General features: G+C 63.2%; 14 protein-coding genes. 9 read left to right on the top strand and 5 right to left on the bottom strand.

Annotated features, from left to right (window positions below; translation table 11 throughout):
• Positions 1–231: 231 nt before the first annotated feature.
• From CTEST_RS09865 to CTEST_RS09855, 3 genes are all read left to right on the top strand, one after another.
• On the top strand, positions 232–1,209 hold the full coding sequence (locus tag CTEST_RS09865; protein ID WP_047253597.1) for a malate dehydrogenase: 978 nt from the start codon (positions 232–234) through the stop codon (positions 1,207–1,209).
• A 75-nt stretch (positions 1,210–1,284) separates the two neighbouring features.
• Complete coding sequence (locus CTEST_RS09860) at positions 1,285–2,790, top strand: Hsp70 family protein (RefSeq protein ID WP_047253596.1); 1,506 nt, start codon at positions 1,285–1,287, stop codon at positions 2,788–2,790.
• Positions 2,791–2,830: 40 nt separating this feature from the next.
• Positions 2,831–3,445, top strand: a complete 615-nt coding sequence (locus CTEST_RS09855) for a DUF4143 domain-containing protein (RefSeq protein WP_236686078.1) — start codon at positions 2,831–2,833, stop codon at positions 3,443–3,445.
• A 26-nt stretch (positions 3,446–3,471) separates the two neighbouring features.
• Here the strand turns inward: CTEST_RS09855 and CTEST_RS09850 are convergent, their stop codons facing one another.
• Positions 3,472–4,509 carry a hypothetical protein gene (locus CTEST_RS09850; RefSeq protein ID WP_144413266.1) on the bottom strand — a complete coding sequence of 346 codons (1,038 nt, stop codon included), beginning with the start codon at positions 4,507–4,509 and terminating at the stop codon, positions 3,472–3,474.
• Between the two features lie 55 nt (positions 4,510–4,564).
• Between CTEST_RS09850 and CTEST_RS09845 the strand changes: the two genes are divergently transcribed.
• The 3 genes from CTEST_RS09845 to CTEST_RS09835 all read left to right on the top strand — a co-directional run bounded on the left by CTEST_RS09845 (position 4,565) and on the right by CTEST_RS09835 (position 9,227).
• On the top strand, positions 4,565–7,267 hold the full coding sequence (locus CTEST_RS09845) for a valine--tRNA ligase (RefSeq protein WP_047253594.1): 2,703 nt from the start codon (positions 4,565–4,567) through the stop codon (positions 7,265–7,267).
• A 125-nt stretch (positions 7,268–7,392) separates the two neighbouring features.
• On the top strand, positions 7,393–8,808 hold the full coding sequence (gene folC / locus CTEST_RS09840) for a bifunctional tetrahydrofolate synthase/dihydrofolate synthase (RefSeq protein ID WP_236686171.1): 1,416 nt from the start codon (positions 7,393–7,395) through the stop codon (positions 8,806–8,808).
• Positions 8,805–9,227, top strand: a complete 423-nt coding sequence (locus tag CTEST_RS09835) for a DUF4233 domain-containing protein (protein ID WP_047253593.1) — start codon at positions 8,805–8,807, stop codon at positions 9,225–9,227. The genes folC and CTEST_RS09835 overlap by 4 nt, the downstream gene beginning before the upstream one ends.
• Here the strand turns inward: CTEST_RS09835 and CTEST_RS09830 are convergent.
• The 3 genes from CTEST_RS09830 to CTEST_RS09820 are packed head-to-tail and all read right to left on the bottom strand — an operon-like array spanning position 9,224 to position 11,030.
• The gene (locus CTEST_RS09830) at positions 9,224–9,691 is read right to left on the bottom strand and encodes a carboxymuconolactone decarboxylase family protein (protein ID WP_047253592.1); all 468 of its coding nucleotides are present in this window, start codon (positions 9,689–9,691) and stop codon (positions 9,224–9,226) included. The genes CTEST_RS09835 and CTEST_RS09830 overlap by 4 nt on opposite strands.
• Positions 9,688–10,008, bottom strand: coding sequence for a GNAT family N-acetyltransferase (locus CTEST_RS09825; protein ID WP_047253591.1), 321 nt, complete (start codon positions 10,006–10,008; stop codon positions 9,688–9,690). The genes CTEST_RS09830 and CTEST_RS09825 overlap by 4 nt, the downstream gene beginning before the upstream one ends.
• Positions 10,008–11,030 carry a pirin family protein gene (locus tag CTEST_RS09820; protein WP_047253590.1) on the bottom strand — a complete coding sequence of 341 codons (1,023 nt, stop codon included), beginning with the start codon at positions 11,028–11,030 and terminating at the stop codon, positions 10,008–10,010. Before CTEST_RS09820 ends, CTEST_RS09825 begins: the two co-directional genes overlap by 1 nt.
• A 65-nt stretch (positions 11,031–11,095) precedes the next feature.
• Between CTEST_RS09820 and CTEST_RS09815 the strand changes: the two genes are divergently transcribed.
• Positions 11,096–11,452, top strand: a complete 357-nt coding sequence (locus CTEST_RS09815) for a hypothetical protein (RefSeq protein ID WP_047253589.1) — start codon at positions 11,096–11,098, stop codon at positions 11,450–11,452.
• Between the two features lie 46 nt (positions 11,453–11,498).
• Positions 11,499–11,909, top strand: coding sequence for a nucleoside-diphosphate kinase (gene ndk, locus CTEST_RS09810; RefSeq protein WP_047253588.1), 411 nt, complete (start codon positions 11,499–11,501; stop codon positions 11,907–11,909).
• 469 nt (positions 11,910–12,378) lie between these two features.
• Here the strand turns inward: ndk and CTEST_RS09805 are convergent, their stop codons facing one another.
• Positions 12,379–13,092, bottom strand: coding sequence for a hypothetical protein (locus CTEST_RS09805; protein ID WP_144413265.1), 714 nt, complete (start codon positions 13,090–13,092; stop codon positions 12,379–12,381).
• 322 nt (positions 13,093–13,414) lie between these two features.
• Between CTEST_RS09805 and CTEST_RS09800 the strand changes: the two genes are divergently transcribed.
• Complete coding sequence (locus CTEST_RS09800) at positions 13,415–16,228, top strand: translation initiation factor IF-2 N-terminal domain-containing protein (RefSeq protein WP_047254384.1); 2,814 nt, start codon at positions 13,415–13,417, stop codon at positions 16,226–16,228.
• Positions 16,229–16,299: the final 71 nt, after the last annotated feature.

Genomic DNA, 16,299 nt, shown 5'->3' with positions numbered 1-16,299 from the left:
AACCAGATACTGATCCGATGTCCGTATCCTGGTCCATCGTGCCTGAAATACGCGCCCAGCGTTATGAATTTGCAACCTTCTGGTGCGCCCTCCCCTGAAAAGCGACATGCGGGCAGGTCAGTGAGTAGGTTCACGCAGCGCCCTATCCCTTTTCGGGGGTGGCCGGTGGGCGGCGGTGATGTCGGTAGACTGGTCAGCGCTAGTGCATGTCCCGCACGAAAGGAATCCTCGATGACTGTGTCCCCCAAGAAGATCGTCGTCACCGGTGCCGCCGGTAACATCGCCTACTCGTTGCTGTGGCGCATCGCCGCTGGTGACGTCTACGGAGACGATACCCCGGTTGAGCTCTCCCTCCTCGAGATCCCGCAGGCCGTGGGCAAGGCTGAAGGCGTTGCCATGGAACTCTCGGACTCCGCCTTCCCGCTGCTGCATAACATCCAGATCACCGACAAAGCCGAAGAGGCCTTCGATGGCGCCAATGCCGCCTTCCTCGTCGGTGCGAAGCCGCGCGGCAAGGGCGAGGAGCGGGCTGACCTGCTCGCCAACAATGGCAAGATCTTCGCCCCGCAGGGTGCAGCCATCAATGGCCATGCTGCCGATGACATCCGTGTCCTCGTCGTCGGCAACCCGGCCAACACCAACGCCCTCATCGCGCAGCAGTCCGCCCCGGACGTTCCCGCGGATCGCTTCACCGCCCTCATGCGCCTGGACCACAACCGCGCACTGTCCCAGCTGGCCGCCAAGCTCGGCGTCGCTACCACGGACTTTGACAGCGTCGTGGTGTGGGGCAACCACTCCGCCACACAGTTCCCGGACCTGACCTTTGCCACGGTCAAGGGCGAGAAGGTCATCGACCTGATTGATCAGGAGTGGTACGTCAACGAGTTCATCCCCCGCGTAGCCAACCGCGGCGCCGAGATCATTGAGGTGCGTGGGTCCTCCTCCGCCGCCTCGGCAGCCTCCGCAGCCATCGATCACATGCGTGATTGGATCCAGGGCAGCGAGCGGTGGGTCTCCGCCGCGGTGGTCTCCGATGGTTCCTACGGCATCGACGAGGGTCTCGTCGCAGGCTTGCCGACGGTCGCGCGAGATGGCCGCTGGGAGGTCATCCAAGGTCTTGACCTCAATGATTTCCAGCGTGAGCGCATCGCCGCCAACGTCGCGGAGCTCAAGGCCGAGCGTGAGGCTGTTGCTAGCCTGCTGAAGTAGTTCGCCCCGGAAACCTCACCAGACCGCAGCTCGTCGGTCCAGGTGAGGTTTTCGCAGTGGAGTAGGGTCAGGTTCATGCGATTTGGGATTGATTTTGGCACCACCCGCACCGTCATCGCCGCGGTTGACCGGGGTAACTACCCGCTGGTCAATGTCATCGATGCCAACGGCGACGCCCAGGATCACATTCCTTCCGTTGTCGCCCTCGACGGGGATCGGCTACTGGCGGGCTGGTCGGCCGTGTCCCGGGATTACCCCACGCTGGCCCGGTCGTTCAAAAGGCTGCTGGGGTCGCCGGACGTCACCGCCGATACCCCGGTGGACCTTGGGGATGAGTCGCGGCCGCTGGGGGAGGTGCTGTGCACCTTCGCTACCGGCGTCATCGAGGCGTTGCGGGAGTATCAGGCAGCCCTCGATGACACCTCGGAAATTGAGGTCATGCTCGGCGTCCCCGCCAATTCTCGCTCCGCGCAGCGCCTGCTCACCCTCGACGCCTTCACCCGAGGCGGCGCGAACGTCCTCGGTTTGGTCAACGAGCCCAGCGCCGCCGCCTTCGAGTATTCCCACCGCCACGCCCGGACTCTGACGTCGAAGCGATCGAGCGTCATCGTCTATGACCTGGGCGGCGGCACCTTCGATGCAACCTTGGTGCGCATTGATGGACATCAGCACGACGTCGAAAATTCTTTGGGCATCAGCCATCTGGGCGGCGACGACTTCGACGAGATCCTGGCGGACATGGCGCTGGACGCAGCCGGACGTGACGCCGATGCCTTCGGCCGCCGCGCCCGCCGCCGCCTGCTCGACGAGGCCCGCACCGCCAAGGAGCAACTCAAGCCGCAATCTCGCCGCCTCGTGCTGGAGATCAGCTACGAAGACGTCATCGTCGGCGTGCCCGAGTTTTATGACGCGGTTACCCCACTGGTCGAGCGCACCCTCGACGCGATGCGCCCCCTTATCGGATCCTCGGAATCACTAACGGACACCGAGGTTGCCGGAGTTTATCTGGTGGGCGGCGCCTCCTCGTTGCCGTTGGTCCCGCGCTTGCTGCGAGAGCGGTTTGGGCGCCGTGTGCACCGCTCGCCACTGCCCACCGCCTCCACCGCGGTCGGACTGGCCATCGCCGTAGATCCGAACTCCGGGTACTTGTTGCGCGATCGCCTCTCCCGCGGCGTCGGAGTATTCCGGGAACGCGACGGCGGCCGAGGAGTCAGCTTCGATCCGTTGGTAGCACCAGGCACGCGCCCCGATTCTTCGGGCACCATTCGCATCACGCGCCGCTACCGGGCAGCGCACAATGTCGGCTGGTTCCGGTTCGTGGAGTACTCCGCGTTAGATGCCTCCCGCGACACCCCGGGTGACCTGGCGCTGATCGCTGAGGTCCTCGTCCCCTTCGACGGGGCGCTGAAAGACGTCGCCGACCTCACGCAAGTTCCCGTCGAACACAGCGACCTGTGGCCCGAGGTCGAGGAGACCGTCACCATCGACCCCGACGGCATCGCCTCCATCCGCATTGACGTCCCCTCCCAGGGGATTTCCGTTCTCGCGGACGTCTCTCTGAGCGGGAGAGGTGTGGATTAATCCACTAGTGACTCGTGGATTAATCCACATGCCAACGTACATGGCATTTCTCACTGCCTACGCCGGTCTCATCGATCAACCCGCTACTGACGCAGCCATCCGGCGACGAATGAGTTCGCTTTCTGGCGCGGCTCCGGCCCCGGAGACAGTGAACTCCCTCCATGACTCTGCCTCCCGGCTGTTCCTGATCGAGGACCAACCTGCGTGGGCGGCAAAGCTGCGCTCAAAGACATCACTCATCCAGACCCCGAAGCGTCACCTCGCTGATCCTTCTATGGCAGCAGCCCTTCTGGGTGCCGGACCCACGCGCTTGCTCAGCGACCTGGAAACCCTGGGTATTCTTTTCGAGTCGCAAGTGGTGCATGATCTGCGGGTCATCGCCCAGGCCAACCGCGCCCGCGGAGTGTTTCACCTCAGGGACCAAAAGGGGAGGGATGAACTCGACGCGGTCATTGAGCTGGCCGACGGCGCCTGGATTGGGCTCGAGGCCAAGCTTTCTCATCGCCAGGCAGATACTGCTGCCGCGAACTTGTTGCGGGTCGCGGAGAAGGTTGAAAGACCACCGGCCGCCCTCGTTGTGGTCGTTCCGACGGTTCCGGTCGCCCGCCGACCCGACGGCGTCTGGCTCATTCCACTGGCTTGCCTGAGGCCTTAACTAGCCCCTAACAAACCCCACCAACGTCAGTCGCGATGATCAAATGTCTCCCTGAGGGCGCTGCCCAGCTCATCGACGACGGGGCCTAGGTGTTCGGCTTGGCGTTCCCGGTCACCCGCAGCGGTGGTGGCCATGTAGAGGCTGGCGAAGCCACCGAGTACCCAGCTCACTTTGACCAGCGTGCCGGAGATCGCCAGCGGACCGAGTTTGACTAGGACGGCTGGCGCGCCGGTCCACTGGGCGATGGTGGCCTGCGGGACGGCGGTCAGCCCGAGGACGAGGAATCCGACGAACACGAGCATGCCGAAGAAGCTCGCCTGCGCGAGGTAGACCGTGGCGGCGTTCCATCGGATGTTGAGCTTGATGCGGAAGGGTAGTTTGCGTTCGACTTCTTCCAGGACGAGTTGGGTGTGTCGGTTGACGGTGACCACGCAGACGATTGCCCCGACGGTCCACAGTAGCAGCGCCACGGTCAGGGCTTGGTTGACGTTCCAGGCGGTGCCGAGCTGCCAGAGGTTGGAGTTGAAGAAGAAAAACAGGAAGGCGACGAGCAGCAGCGGAAGGTAGGCCATGCTGTGCCGCATGGAATCGGGGATTTCGCGGAGGGCTCGTAGGGAGGTCCACAGCATGAGGTGCGCCCAGCCGCTGTAGGTAAGCAGGAGCACTACCGCCACCCAGGCCACACTCCCGAGGAGGGGAAATCCCAGGATCGGTGGCATGAGCACTGACCACCCGAGCAGCGCCAGCGCGGTGATGAAGCTCGCCCTCTCGGGCAGGTATCGCAAGACTACCCAGACGATCACCGGTGCAACGGCGACGGCGAGAAAACTGATGAGCAGGGGAAAGAGGAGGTTATCCAACACCGCACCTTGGTCGGCGGCCCCATACAGTGCTTCCCAGTCTTCTTGGTTGAGCGAGTTGGACAACACTGTATCCACGGCCGTCCCTACTGCGAAGAGGCTGGCTCCGGGGGCGCTGCGTTGCGCCAGGTGGTGGGCGCGATCGCGGGCGGGCACGGCGGCAGGCAGTCCTGCATTCCACAGCAGGCGGGATGTCGAATTCACCTGCCCATTCTAAACCGGTTAGGCGTGGGTCGGGCGGTGTGGCCTGGACGCTAAGATGGGGCGGGTGACTGAGCAGATTATGGGCCAAGACCGCAGCGGCGCGCTTCCGAAGTCCTGGGATCCCCAGGCAGTGGAGTCCGATCTTTACCAGGGGTGGGTGGACGCAGGTTATTTCACTGCCGATCCTTCGTCGGAGAAGCCGGCGTATTCGATTGTGTTGCCGCCGCCTAACGTGACTGGTCAGCTGCACATGGGGCACGCGCTGGATCACACGCTCATGGATGGCCTCGTGCGCCGCAAGCGCATGCAGGGCTTTGAGGTGTTGTGGCTGCCGGGGATGGACCACGCGGGCATCGCAACGCAGACGAAGGTCGAGGCGATGCTCAAGGAGACTGAGGGCAAGGACCGCTACGACTACGGTCGCGAGGAGTTCATTGCCAAGGTCTGGGAGTGGAAGGAGCAGTTCGGCGGCACGATCACGGATCAGATGCGGGCGATCGGCGATTCCGTTGACTGGTCTCGCGAGCGTTTCACCCTGGATGAGGGCCTGTCGCGGGCTGTCCAGACCATCTTCAAGGAGCTGTTTGATCGCGGCCTCATTTACCGCGCTAATCGCCTGGTCAACTGGTCGCCGGTGCTGGAGACGGCTGTCTCCGACATCGAGGTCGTCTACCAGGACGTCGAGGGCGAGCTCGTCTCCTTCCGCTATGGCTCCATGAATGATGATGAGCCGCACATCGTCGTCGCCACGACCCGGTTGGAAACAATGCTTGGCGACGTCGCCGTGGCTGTGCACCCGGACGATGCCCGCTACGCGGACCTCGTCGGGCAGACGCTTCCGCACCCCTTCCGCTCCGACCTGTCGCTCATCGTCGTGGCCGATGATTACGTGGATCCGGAGTTCGGCTCCGGTGCCGTGAAGATCACCCCGGCCCATGACCCCAATGACCATGCCCTCGGCCAGCGCCACAACTTGGATATGCCGTCGATCATGGATAAGACGGGTCACATTGTTGGCACCGGCACCCAGTTCGATGGGCTGAGCCGCGAACAGGCGCGCGTCGCCGTGCGCGAAGCCCTCGCCGAACAGGGCCGAATTGTCAAAGAGATCCGCCCCTACGTTCACTCCGTCGGCCACTCCGAGCGTTCCGGCGAACCGATCGAGCCGCGCCTGTCCCTGCAGTGGTTTGTCAAGGTCGACGAGTTGGCCCGCATGGCGGGAGACGCCATCCGCGAGGGTGACACCGTCATCCATCCGCAGAGCATGGAGCCGCGGTATTTCGACTGGGTGGACAACATGCATGACTGGACGATTTCTCGCCAGCTGTGGTGGGGCCACCGCATCCCGATCTGGTACGGCCCCAATGGCGAGGTCGTCTGTGTCGGACCGGATGAGCAGGCCCCGGCGGGGTATGAGCAAGACCCGGATGTCCTTGATACCTGGTTCTCTTCCGCCCTGTGGCCATTTTCCACGATGGGCTGGCCGGAGAAGACTCCGGAGCTGGAGAAGTTCTACCCCACGACTGTCCTCGTCACTGCCTACGACATCCTGTTCTTCTGGGTTGCTCGCATGATGATGTTTGGCACCTTCGCGTCCACCATCACCCCGGACATCTTGGGGGAGGGGAGCGATGGCCGCCCGGAGGTTCCCTTCGACAACCTCTTCCTCCACGGCCTCGTGCGTGATGAGTTCGGCCGGAAGATGTCCAAGTCCCTGGGCAACGGCATTGACCCGATGGACTGGGTCGAGCGTTTCGGCGCCGATGCGCTCCGTTTCACCCTGGCCCGCGGCGCCAACCCCGGCGTGGATCTGCCGGTCGGCGAGGATGCTGCCCAGTCCTCCCGCAATTTCGCCACGAAGCTGTTCAACGCCACGAAGTTCGCCCTCATGAACGGCGCCGAACTCGGTGAGCTGCCCCCGCGCGAGGAACTCACCGACGCCGACCGGTGGATCCTCGATCGCCTGGAGCAGGTCCGTGGCCAGGTAGATACCTACTTTGACAATTACCAGTTCGCTAAGGCGAATGAGGAGTTGTACCACTTCACGTGGGATGAGTTCTGTGACTGGTATCTGGAGATCGCCAAGACCCAGATTCCGCGCGAGGGTTTCAGCCAGGAGGGCCGAAACACCCAACTGGTGCTCGGCCGCGTCCTCGATGTTGTCTTGCGCCTGCTCCACCCGGCGATGCCGTTTGTCACCGAGGTGTTGTGGAAGGCACTGACCGAGCAGGAGTCCATCGTCTTGGCCTCGTGGCCCACGGTTGAGGAAACCAACAACGGCGCCCCCACTGATGAAGTGGCTGCCCGTCGCATCGCGGACGCAGAGAAGCTCATCACCGAGATCCGCCGATTCCGCTCTGACCAGGGAGTAAAGCCGTCGCAGAAGGTTCCGGCTGCCCTTGATTTCGCGGCCGCTGACCTCGAGCCCCTCGAAACAGCCGTGCGAGCGCTGGCCAAGGTGGAGGCCCCCGCCGCCGACTTCGCCGAGTCGGCTTCCCTGGAGCTGCGCCTGTCCCAGGCCACCATCACCGTCGCGTTGGATACTTCCGGCACCGTCGATGTTGTCGCCGAGCGCAAGCGACTGGAGAAGGATCTGGCAGCGGCACACAAGGAGCTGGACGGCACCGCCAAGAAGCTCGGCAACGAGGCCTTTTTGTCCAAGGCGCCGGACGCGGTCGTGGATAAGATCCGCACACGTCAACAAGTCGCCCAGGAAGAAGTTGACCGCATTACCGCCCGATTGGAGGCCCTGAAGTGACCAACGAAGAAGAGCGCGGGGAGTTCGAAGAGATCCTGGCCAATGCTGCCGACGATGAGGACTTGGAAGACTTAGACGTCCTCAACGACGCCGTCGAAGTGACGGACCAGGGGCTCAAGCTCAACATTGAGCTCGGGGACGTCGAAAAGCCTGCGACCGTGGAGGTCACCCCGCAGGACCTCGCGGAGCTGATGCTGGCGGACGCCGAGCTGGATACCCGCTGGCCAGAGACGAAGATTGACCCGTCGCTCGAACGCATTGAGATGCTCATGGACCTGCTCGGGTCCCCGCAGAATTCCTACCCCGCGATCCACATTGCCGGCACCAATGGCAAGACGTCGACGGCGCGAATGATCGAGTCGTTGCTGCGCGCCTTCCATCGGCGCACCGGCCGCACCACCAGCCCCCACCTGCAGCTGGTGACCGAGCGCATTGCCATCGACGGCGCTCCGATCCACCCGCGCGATTTCGTTCGCACGTGGAACGAGATCAAGCCCTTCGTCGAGATGGTCGATGAGCGCCTGGGCCGGATGTCCAAATTCGAGGTCCTTATCGCCCTGGCGTACACCGCTTTCGCCGATACCCCCATCGATGTCGCGGTCGTGGAGGTCGGCATGGGCGGGCGTTGGGATGCCACCAACGTCATCCAATCCGACGTCGCCGTCATCATGCCCGTCGGCCTCGACCACACCGACTACCTCGGCGAGACCATCGAGGAGATCGCCGCGGAGAAGGCCGGCATCATCAAGGCCCGGTGGGACCTCGATGATCTGCTCACCCCGCCCGACAACGTCGCCATCGTCGCCGAGCAGGACCCCGCCGCGATGCAGGTCATCCTCGAACAAGCAGTGCTTGCCGACGCCTCCGTGGCCCGCGCAGGCAGCGAGTTCGGCGTCGTCTCCTCGACGGTTGCCGTCGGTGGCCAGCAACTCACCCTCCGCGGGTTGGCCGGCGAGTACGAGGACATTTTCCTCCCGCTGTCCGGGGAACACCAGGCCCGCAATGCGGCCATCGCGCTCGCCGCAGTCGAGGCTTTCTTCGGCGCCGGGGCAGGCCGCACCCTCGACATCGCCTCCGTGCGCAACGGCTTCGCGCAGGTCACCTCCCCGGGACGCCTGGAGCGAGTGCGCACCTCACCGTCGACGTTTATCGACGCCGCGCACAACCCCCACGGCGCCCGCGCCCTCGGGCAGGCGCTGGAGCGCGACTTCAACTTCAACCGACTCGTCGGCGTCGTCGGCGTACTAGGGGACAAGGACGCCCGCGGCATCCTGGAGGCCCTCGAGCCCTACTTCTCCGAGGTAGTGATCACACAAAACACCAGCCCACGCGCGCTGGATGCCTACGAACTCGCCGAAACCGCCCGCGAGATCTTCGGCGAGGAACGCGTTCACGTCGACGACACCCTCCCCGGTGCCTACGCCCTCGCCGTCGAACTCGCCGAAGACGCCGACATCCAATCCGGGGCGGGCGTGGTTATCACCGGCTCCGTCGTCACGGCTGGCGAGGCTCGCACCTTGTTTGGAAAGGACCCTGCATGAGCACCCCTGACGTCCCAGAGGTGGGCCCCCTCGGGCCCGGCCACGATCCCGCCAAGGACCCGATGAAGGGAATCCGTGGCGTCATGGCGGGCACGCTCGTCCTCGAAGCGATCACTATCTGGCTGGCCCTCACCGTCATCCTGCGTGTCGATGACGGCGCCTACTGGACCACCTTCAACTGGGTCGCCATCACCGCCCTCGGCGCCGCGCACCTCATCATGGCCTTCTTCCAGCGGATGCCGTGGGCCTTGCCGGTGAACTTGGCGCTGCAGGTACTACTGCTGGCCGGGGTGTTCATTCACCCCTCGGTGGGCATCATCGCCATCATCTTCATCATCGTGTGGTGGTACCTCATGCACCTGCGCTCCACGCTTATCGAAAGAATGAAGCGCGGGTTGCTGACCACCCAGCACCTCTAGCGTTTTCGCGGCCTGATGACCGGGTGCCCAGACGCAATGGACACCCGGTTGAAGGCATTGATCATGATGATCGTCCACTCGAGCGCAGCAACCTGCTCCTCGGCGAAGACCTCGCACGCTTCAACGGCGGCCAGGCTGATCTCTCGATCCTGAGGCAGCAGCGTCAGCGTCTCCGCCAACTCCAAGGCCGCGCGCTCCTGCGGAGTGAACTCCTTGACCATCCGCCACGCACTGAGGGTGTCGAGCTTGAACTCCTCCACGCCAGCCCTGCGAGCCGCCGGGACATGGATGGACAAACAGGTCGCGCATCCATTGATCTGGCTGACCCGGGTGTTCACCAGCTCAATGAGGCTGATGGGCAGGTCTACCTCGGGGAACAGCTCGCGAAGTTTCCGGGTGACATCGCCCAACCCGCGATAGATCTCCGGGTAGAACTTGTCCAAATACGGAGCCGAATGGCTCATCGCAGGTTGTCCTGCAACCACGTCAGGTCTGCGGGGGTGGGCTTGCGCCAATCGATATCATTGTCATGGGTCTGCAGCCACTTGAGCACATACGGGCACACCGCGACGATGGAGAATCCCTCGGCGACGGACGTGGCCAGTGCCTCAGACGTGAGAGTTCCGGCCAGGCCACGCCCGCCGAAAGCCTCATCGATCTCGGTGTGGAAGAAGATGCGCTCGGCATCATGGTCCCGGTAGTGCGAGGACCCGGCAGTCTCCCCGTCATCGGTGATGACGAAGCGGCGGCGGTCAGTGTCTTGACTAACGGTCGTGCTCATCAGATTCTCTCCTCTGGTCGGGCAATTGACTCTGGATTGATGCGGGGCTTGATCTCGGAATGCGGCAACTCCGGCGCCGGCAACCACGACAACCCATCAGCGTGGTGGCCGATGTAACCGTAAGTATGCCCAAAACGCTCGTCCTGAGCCTGCCACTGCTCGCGGAACTGCTCGATCTCCTCGTACTCCCGGCCGATGAAGTTCCACCACATGAGGATGTTCTCGGTGAAGGGCTCCCCACCGATGAACACCATCCGCGCCGGGCTATCCCCGGTATTGCGGATACGCAACTGCGTCTCCCCGGTACCGGTGTACGCCAACTCGCCACGGGCGACGGGAACGCCTTCGAGATCGACCTCGCCAGCGTCGACAAGCAAACCATGCTCGAAGCTGGCATCGACGTCGAAGCTGACCGTCGCGCCCGCAGCGAGACGGATTTCGGCGCCGACCAGCGGCGTGAAAGTAGTGACCGGCGAGGCATCGCCGAAGAGCGTGCCCAAGAACACCAGCGCCTGCCCGCCGTCAAACTCGACAGCCTCAGGCGCGTGATGATCAAAGCGACGCGGCCCATGCCGATGAGCATCCGGCAACGCGGTCCACAGCTGCACCCCATGCAACGTCGTCGTCTCCTGCGTCGACACCTCCGAGTGGCAAATGCCCGCCCCCGCAGTCATCAGATTGACCTCCCCGGGGAAAACCACCGCATGATGACCACCCGAATCGTGGTGCGTAATCGTCCCCTCGAACAACCACGACACCGTCTGCAAACCCGTATGCGGGTGCGGAGCGACATCCATACCACCCGACGCAGACACATCATCAGGACCATAATGATCCATAAAGCACCACGCGCCGATCAAACTGCGCTGCTTCTGCGGCAGCGTACGACGCACCGTCATCGCGCGCGGACCACCCAGCGGCACCTCGCGAGCAGTAATGATCTCAACCTTCGCGCCATCAGGACAACGCGGGGGAGAAGGAGCAATACTCAGCTCCTGTGGATTCGGATTCGCATCTGACATGTTGCCATTTTACGTGGAAAATGTTGGCACGTCCGCGACATCACCCCTGAGTTAAGATGAGGCCCATGCGCGCCGTTTACCTCGCCCTTGCCGCCGCCTTCTGCCTCCTAGCCATAGTTCTACAACTCATCGACGGCTCCCCCATGATGGCTGGATCTGGCTTCCTCGCCTACGCCAACGCCATAGCAATCCTGGCCCTCCTCGCCGCCGGAATCTTCCTCGTCCTCGGACTCAAATCAACAGGCTCGGGAAAGCAACCAACCACCGTCGAACTAGACGAAGAGAAAACAGCCACCCTCCAAGCAATGCTCGACCGCGGCGACGAAGGCGCAGCCGTCAGACAAGTCACCATGTGGTTCCGCCACGCCACCCCAGAAACCGCACGCGAAGCCGTACAAGCACTCAAAAGAACCCATAGCTAAGCCAGTACATCGCGGCCCGCACACCCCTCCGGTAGAGTGACCAACCATGACTGAACGCACCCTCATCCTCATCAAGCCGGACGGCGTCAACAACGGCCACGTCGGCGAGATCATCGCCCGCATCGAGCGCAAGGGCCTCAAACTCGCCGCCATGGACCTGCGCGTCGCCGACCGCACCACCGCCGAGCAGCACTACGCCGAGCACGCAGACAAGCCCTTCTTCGGAGAGCTCGTCAACTTCATCACCTCCGCACCGCTGGTCGCCGGCATCGTCGAAGGCGAGCGCGCCATCGAGGCATGGCGTCAGCTGGCCGGCGGCACCGACCCGGTTTCCAAGGCCACCCCGGGCACTATCCGCGGCGACTTCGCCCTGACCGTCGGCGAGAACGTCGTCCACGGCTCCGACTCCCCGGAATCCGCCGAGCGCGAGATCGCTATCTGGTTCCCGAACCTCTGAGCCTGATTAACTCGCTTTCTTGCTTGTAGCCCCTCTTCGGAGGGGTTTTTGCATTTGTGCGCCGAGGGTGGGGCGGGTGATCGCGACGGGCTGGTCGCGACGTGAGCGCTTCGGTGTCTGCGTATCCCCAGGTCGCTTGTGGCCGGGTGGCGGGAATTCGGCTAAATGTCGCGAGGAGGGGTGATCGCGACGGGCTGGTCGCGACGTGAGGGCTTTGGCGGTTGCGTATCCCCTGGTCGCTTGTGGCTGGGTGGCGGAAATTGGGCTAAATGTCGCGAGGAGGGGTGATCGCGACGGGCTGGTCGCGACGTGAGCGCATCGGCGGTTGCGTATCCCCAGGTCGCGCCTGGCCGGGAGGCGAGAATTCGGCTAAAAGTCGCGAGGAGGGCGTCGCGATCACATCGGATCGCCCACAAAACCCGCACCAGAGGCGGAACCGAAACGCCAGCCCCGCGAGCCGCCCATCCAGTTAGACCTTAATCAGTCCAGCCTCTTCGGTCACTCGAACGCCGATCTTGGAGAGGTCAACGAGGTGACGGGTGATGTCGTCGCCGGAATCAAACGTGGATACGCCAACCAGCCCAGCGCGGTAGAGCTCGGTGGTTTCCTCTTTGACCTGCTCGGCGCTCAGACCGGTAATGTCGGCGAGCTTCCATACGCGGACTCGGATTCCATCCACGGCTCCGACGGCGAGCAGTGCTTCGAGGATGGTTCGGTGCTCGGCGGCAACGTCCAGCCGCTCGGCGGTTGCTTCGGTGGGGGAGGTGTCGGCGAGCGCTTGGCTGACAAGTGCTGTTGTTTCTTTGTGTGAGCGGCTATGGGCTGATCGCAAGGCGATGAACAGGGCTCCTGCGACTCCGAAGAAGGTCACAGCGATGGCGAGTGCGGCGGGAAGGGCCTGGTAAATGATTCCGGAGAAGGCGATGAAGGGAAATGGCAGGAGGAAGATGAGGTTGTCTTTCCATGACCCTTGGATGTCGAGCGGCAGTCGGCTGGATTCCAGGCCCGCATTCCAATCCTTGCGGGGGACTGCTAGATAGATCACTACCGCGAGGATCACGACGACTGCCAGTAGCCACCACCACATTCGCAGCTGGATGAGGACACAAATGGCGCCCAGGCCTGCACTCAGTATTAAAGAAGGTATGAGTCCGAACGGGTGAGAGGTATTTAACATCGCCATGGTCCCAGCCTAGGTGGTTCCCCATCTTTTTGACAGGGTGTGCCACAATGGTTTTTAGGCTGTGCGGTATGCGCGCCGGAGTGTTTCAACTGAATAGAACACACCACCACAGATTTTTTCGGTTTGCCCCTGTGCGGCGGCGGCGATGTTATTCGCCAGCGCCCGGGGGACAGATCGGCTGACAATTACAGGAGTATTCGTGGCTGATTCCACTGAACCCACCGTGTCCAACGATCCTGCGGAGCAGGAGCAGGCGCCGAAGAAGCGCCGGGCCCCGCGCAAGGCGGTGAAGAAGACCACTAAGAAGGCTGCCAAAAAGGCAGTGAAGAAGGCCCCCAAGAAGGTTGCTAAGAAGGCTCCCGACGTTGCGTTCCCGGATTTTGATCGGGAGCAGCTCGGGGAGAAGGTTCGTGTTCATGCGTTGGCTAAGCAGCTGGGTGTGACGTCGAAGGAGCTCATTGTTGCGCTGGAAGGCATGGGGTTGACCAAGGTGGCGCAGTCCACCATTTCGCGGGCTGAGGCCCTGTCGCTTCTCGACGTCTTGGTTGCTCCAGTCACCAAGGAGGTCCCGGAGGAGGCTCCGGCAGAGCCGGAGGAAAAGATCCGTCTGCGCGTTCGTAAGAATGTTGAGAATGAGATCCACCAGATCGAGGAGAAGGTGGAGGCGGATCTCGCGGCGGTCGTGGAGGACGATATTGAGCCCGCGATCACGCCCGCTCCGGAGAGCATTGAGGGTTCTGCGGTCGAGCAGTTCACCCCTATTTTCATGCCGCCGGGTGCAGCAACGGAGACCCCTGAGGATGAGGAAGGTTCCACTGCTGCTTCTCGACGTCGTCGTCGCGGCCGCCGCGGCGCCAGCCGCGGTCGGGGGGTTGAAGAGGTAGAGCAGGAGCCCGTGGAGGCAGAGCTGGTTGAGGAGCTTCCCGATGAGCCCACCGCGTTGCGTGGTTCCACTCGCCTGGAGGCGCAGCGTCGCCGCCGTACCGAGCTGCGGGAGGAGGGGCGGAAGAAGCGCCATATTGTTTCGCAGGCGGAGTTCTTGGCTCGTCGTGAGTCGGTGGAGCGCACCATGGTGGTGCGGGAGCGTCAGCGTCACGATAGCCCCGGTCTGGTTACCCAGGTGGGTGTGCTGGAGGATGAGCTGCTCGTTGAGCATTTCGTGACGTCGGAGGCTCAGGCGTCGATGATCGGCAATATCTACCTCGGCCGGGTGCAGAATGTGTTGCCCAGCATGGAGGCTGCCTTCATTGATATCGGGCAGGGGCGCAATGGCGTTCTTTATGCCGGTGAAGTCGATTGGAAGGCCGCTGGTCTGGGGGGCCGGAGCCGCCGAATTGAGCAGGCCTTAAAGTCGGGTGATCAGGTGCTCGTGCAGGTGAGCAAGGATCCGCTTGGCCATAAGGGTGCTCGTTTGACCACTCAGATTTCTTTGGCGGGGCGGTACCTGGTGTACGTGCCGGGTGGCCGCAGCGCTGGTATTTCCCGGAAGCTCCCCGGGCCGGAGCGGGCTCGTCTCAAGGAGATCTTGAGCAAGGTGGTGCCCGGCCAGGGCGGGGCGATCATCCGGACCGCGGCGGAAGGGGTGTCGGAAGAGGCTATCGCTGCCGACGTCAATCGCTTGCACTCGCTGTGGGAAGACATCCATCGTCGTGCGGAGAAGGAATCCCACTCCAAGGGGTCCAAGCCGATCACGATGTATGAAGAGCCGAATATGCTGGTCAAGGTTGTGCGTGACCTGTATAACGAGGATTTCTCGCAGCTCGTTGTCGATGGTGGACGCGCCTGGAACACGGTTCACGCTTATGTGCAGTCGGTGGCTCCGGATCTGCTGGACCGCGTGGTTAAGTACGATCGCGCAGCCCACGGTGGGGTTGATGCTTTCGAGCATTTCCGCATCGATGAGCAGATTCACAAGGCCCTGTCGGAGAAGGTGTGGCTGCCGTCTGGCGGCACGCTGATCATCGAGCGCACTGAGGCGATGACGGTCGTTGACGTCAACACCGGCAAGTTCACTGGTTCGGGCGGCAACCTCGAAGAGACGGTCACGCGAAACAACCTGGAGGCCGCCGAGGAGATCGTGCGGCAGATGCGCCTGCGGGACATGGGCGGCATGATCGTCGTGGACTTCATTGACATGGTCTTGCCCGAAAACCAGGAGTTGGTGCTGCGTCGCCTCAAGGAGGCGCTGGGTCGCGATCGCACTCGCCACCAGGTCTCCGAGGTTACGTCCCTCGGGTTGGTGCAGATGACCCGCAAGCGCCTGGGCACGGGCCTGTTGGAGACCTTCTCCACGGAATGTGAGCATTGCGCTGGCCGGGGAATCATCCTGCATGAGGATCCGGTGGAGGAACCGCACGATCATCATGAGGAGAAGCGGGCGGAGCGTCGGCGTAAGCCGGAGCAGGATCCGGCTCGTCACCCGGCCGCAGTCGCCATGCAGGATGAGGACGAGCATGCGTCCATCGAGGAGCTTGCTGCAGCCGTCGTTGTCGATGAGCCGAGCGAAGAGCTTGAGCAGAAGAAGCCGAAGCGTTCTCGACGGTCGCGCCGCAACGCCCAGAAGCCCGAGAAGACTGAGAAGGCTGGAAAGACAGAGGACAGCTTCGATCAGATCATTTCTGATGCCGTCGAGCGGGCGGACGCGGAAGATCCCGAAGAGCCCTCCGGCGCCTCCTATGTTCCCCTGGAGGAGACAGGCGAGAAGACGTTCCAGCAGGCAGTGGAGGAGTTCGAGACGTCGCCGCGTCGCCGGCGTAAGACTCGCGGAAACTCTCGCTCCGATCGTCGTCCGCAGCCGGAGGACTTCCCCGGCTCCGCGTCCAGCGCACCGGCCGCACAGCTCGAGGAAGAGGCAGCAGAGCTTTCCGACGCCCGCCGTTCCCGACGTCGCACCACCCGCTCCAACCGCACCAACCGGGCGGTAGCTGAGCAGGAGGCCCCCAAGCAGGAGGAGACAGCTGAGGCGACCACGGTCGTGCGCCGGAGCCGGGGACGGCGCCGGGTCGTGCGACGCACGACCAGTGACACCACTGCACAGGTTGCGGAGGTGCCACAGGAGGGCGTCGATAAGCAAGAGGCACCTAAGCGTGCCTCCCGTGGGCGTCGTCGAGTGACCCGGCGGGCTTCGGGTCGGTAGGAGGAACGGACGGCGGTTTGTCATTTGGCTGGCCCACGGGGTAGTCTTTGACAGTCGCTGTTTCGGGGATA

Source organism: Corynebacterium testudinoris (assembly GCF_001021045.1).
GTDB lineage: Bacteria > Actinomycetota > Actinomycetes > Mycobacteriales > Mycobacteriaceae > Corynebacterium > Corynebacterium testudinoris.
The sequence above is the reverse complement of the archived record's forward strand: the minus strand, read 5'-3'. Positions and strand labels throughout refer to the sequence as shown.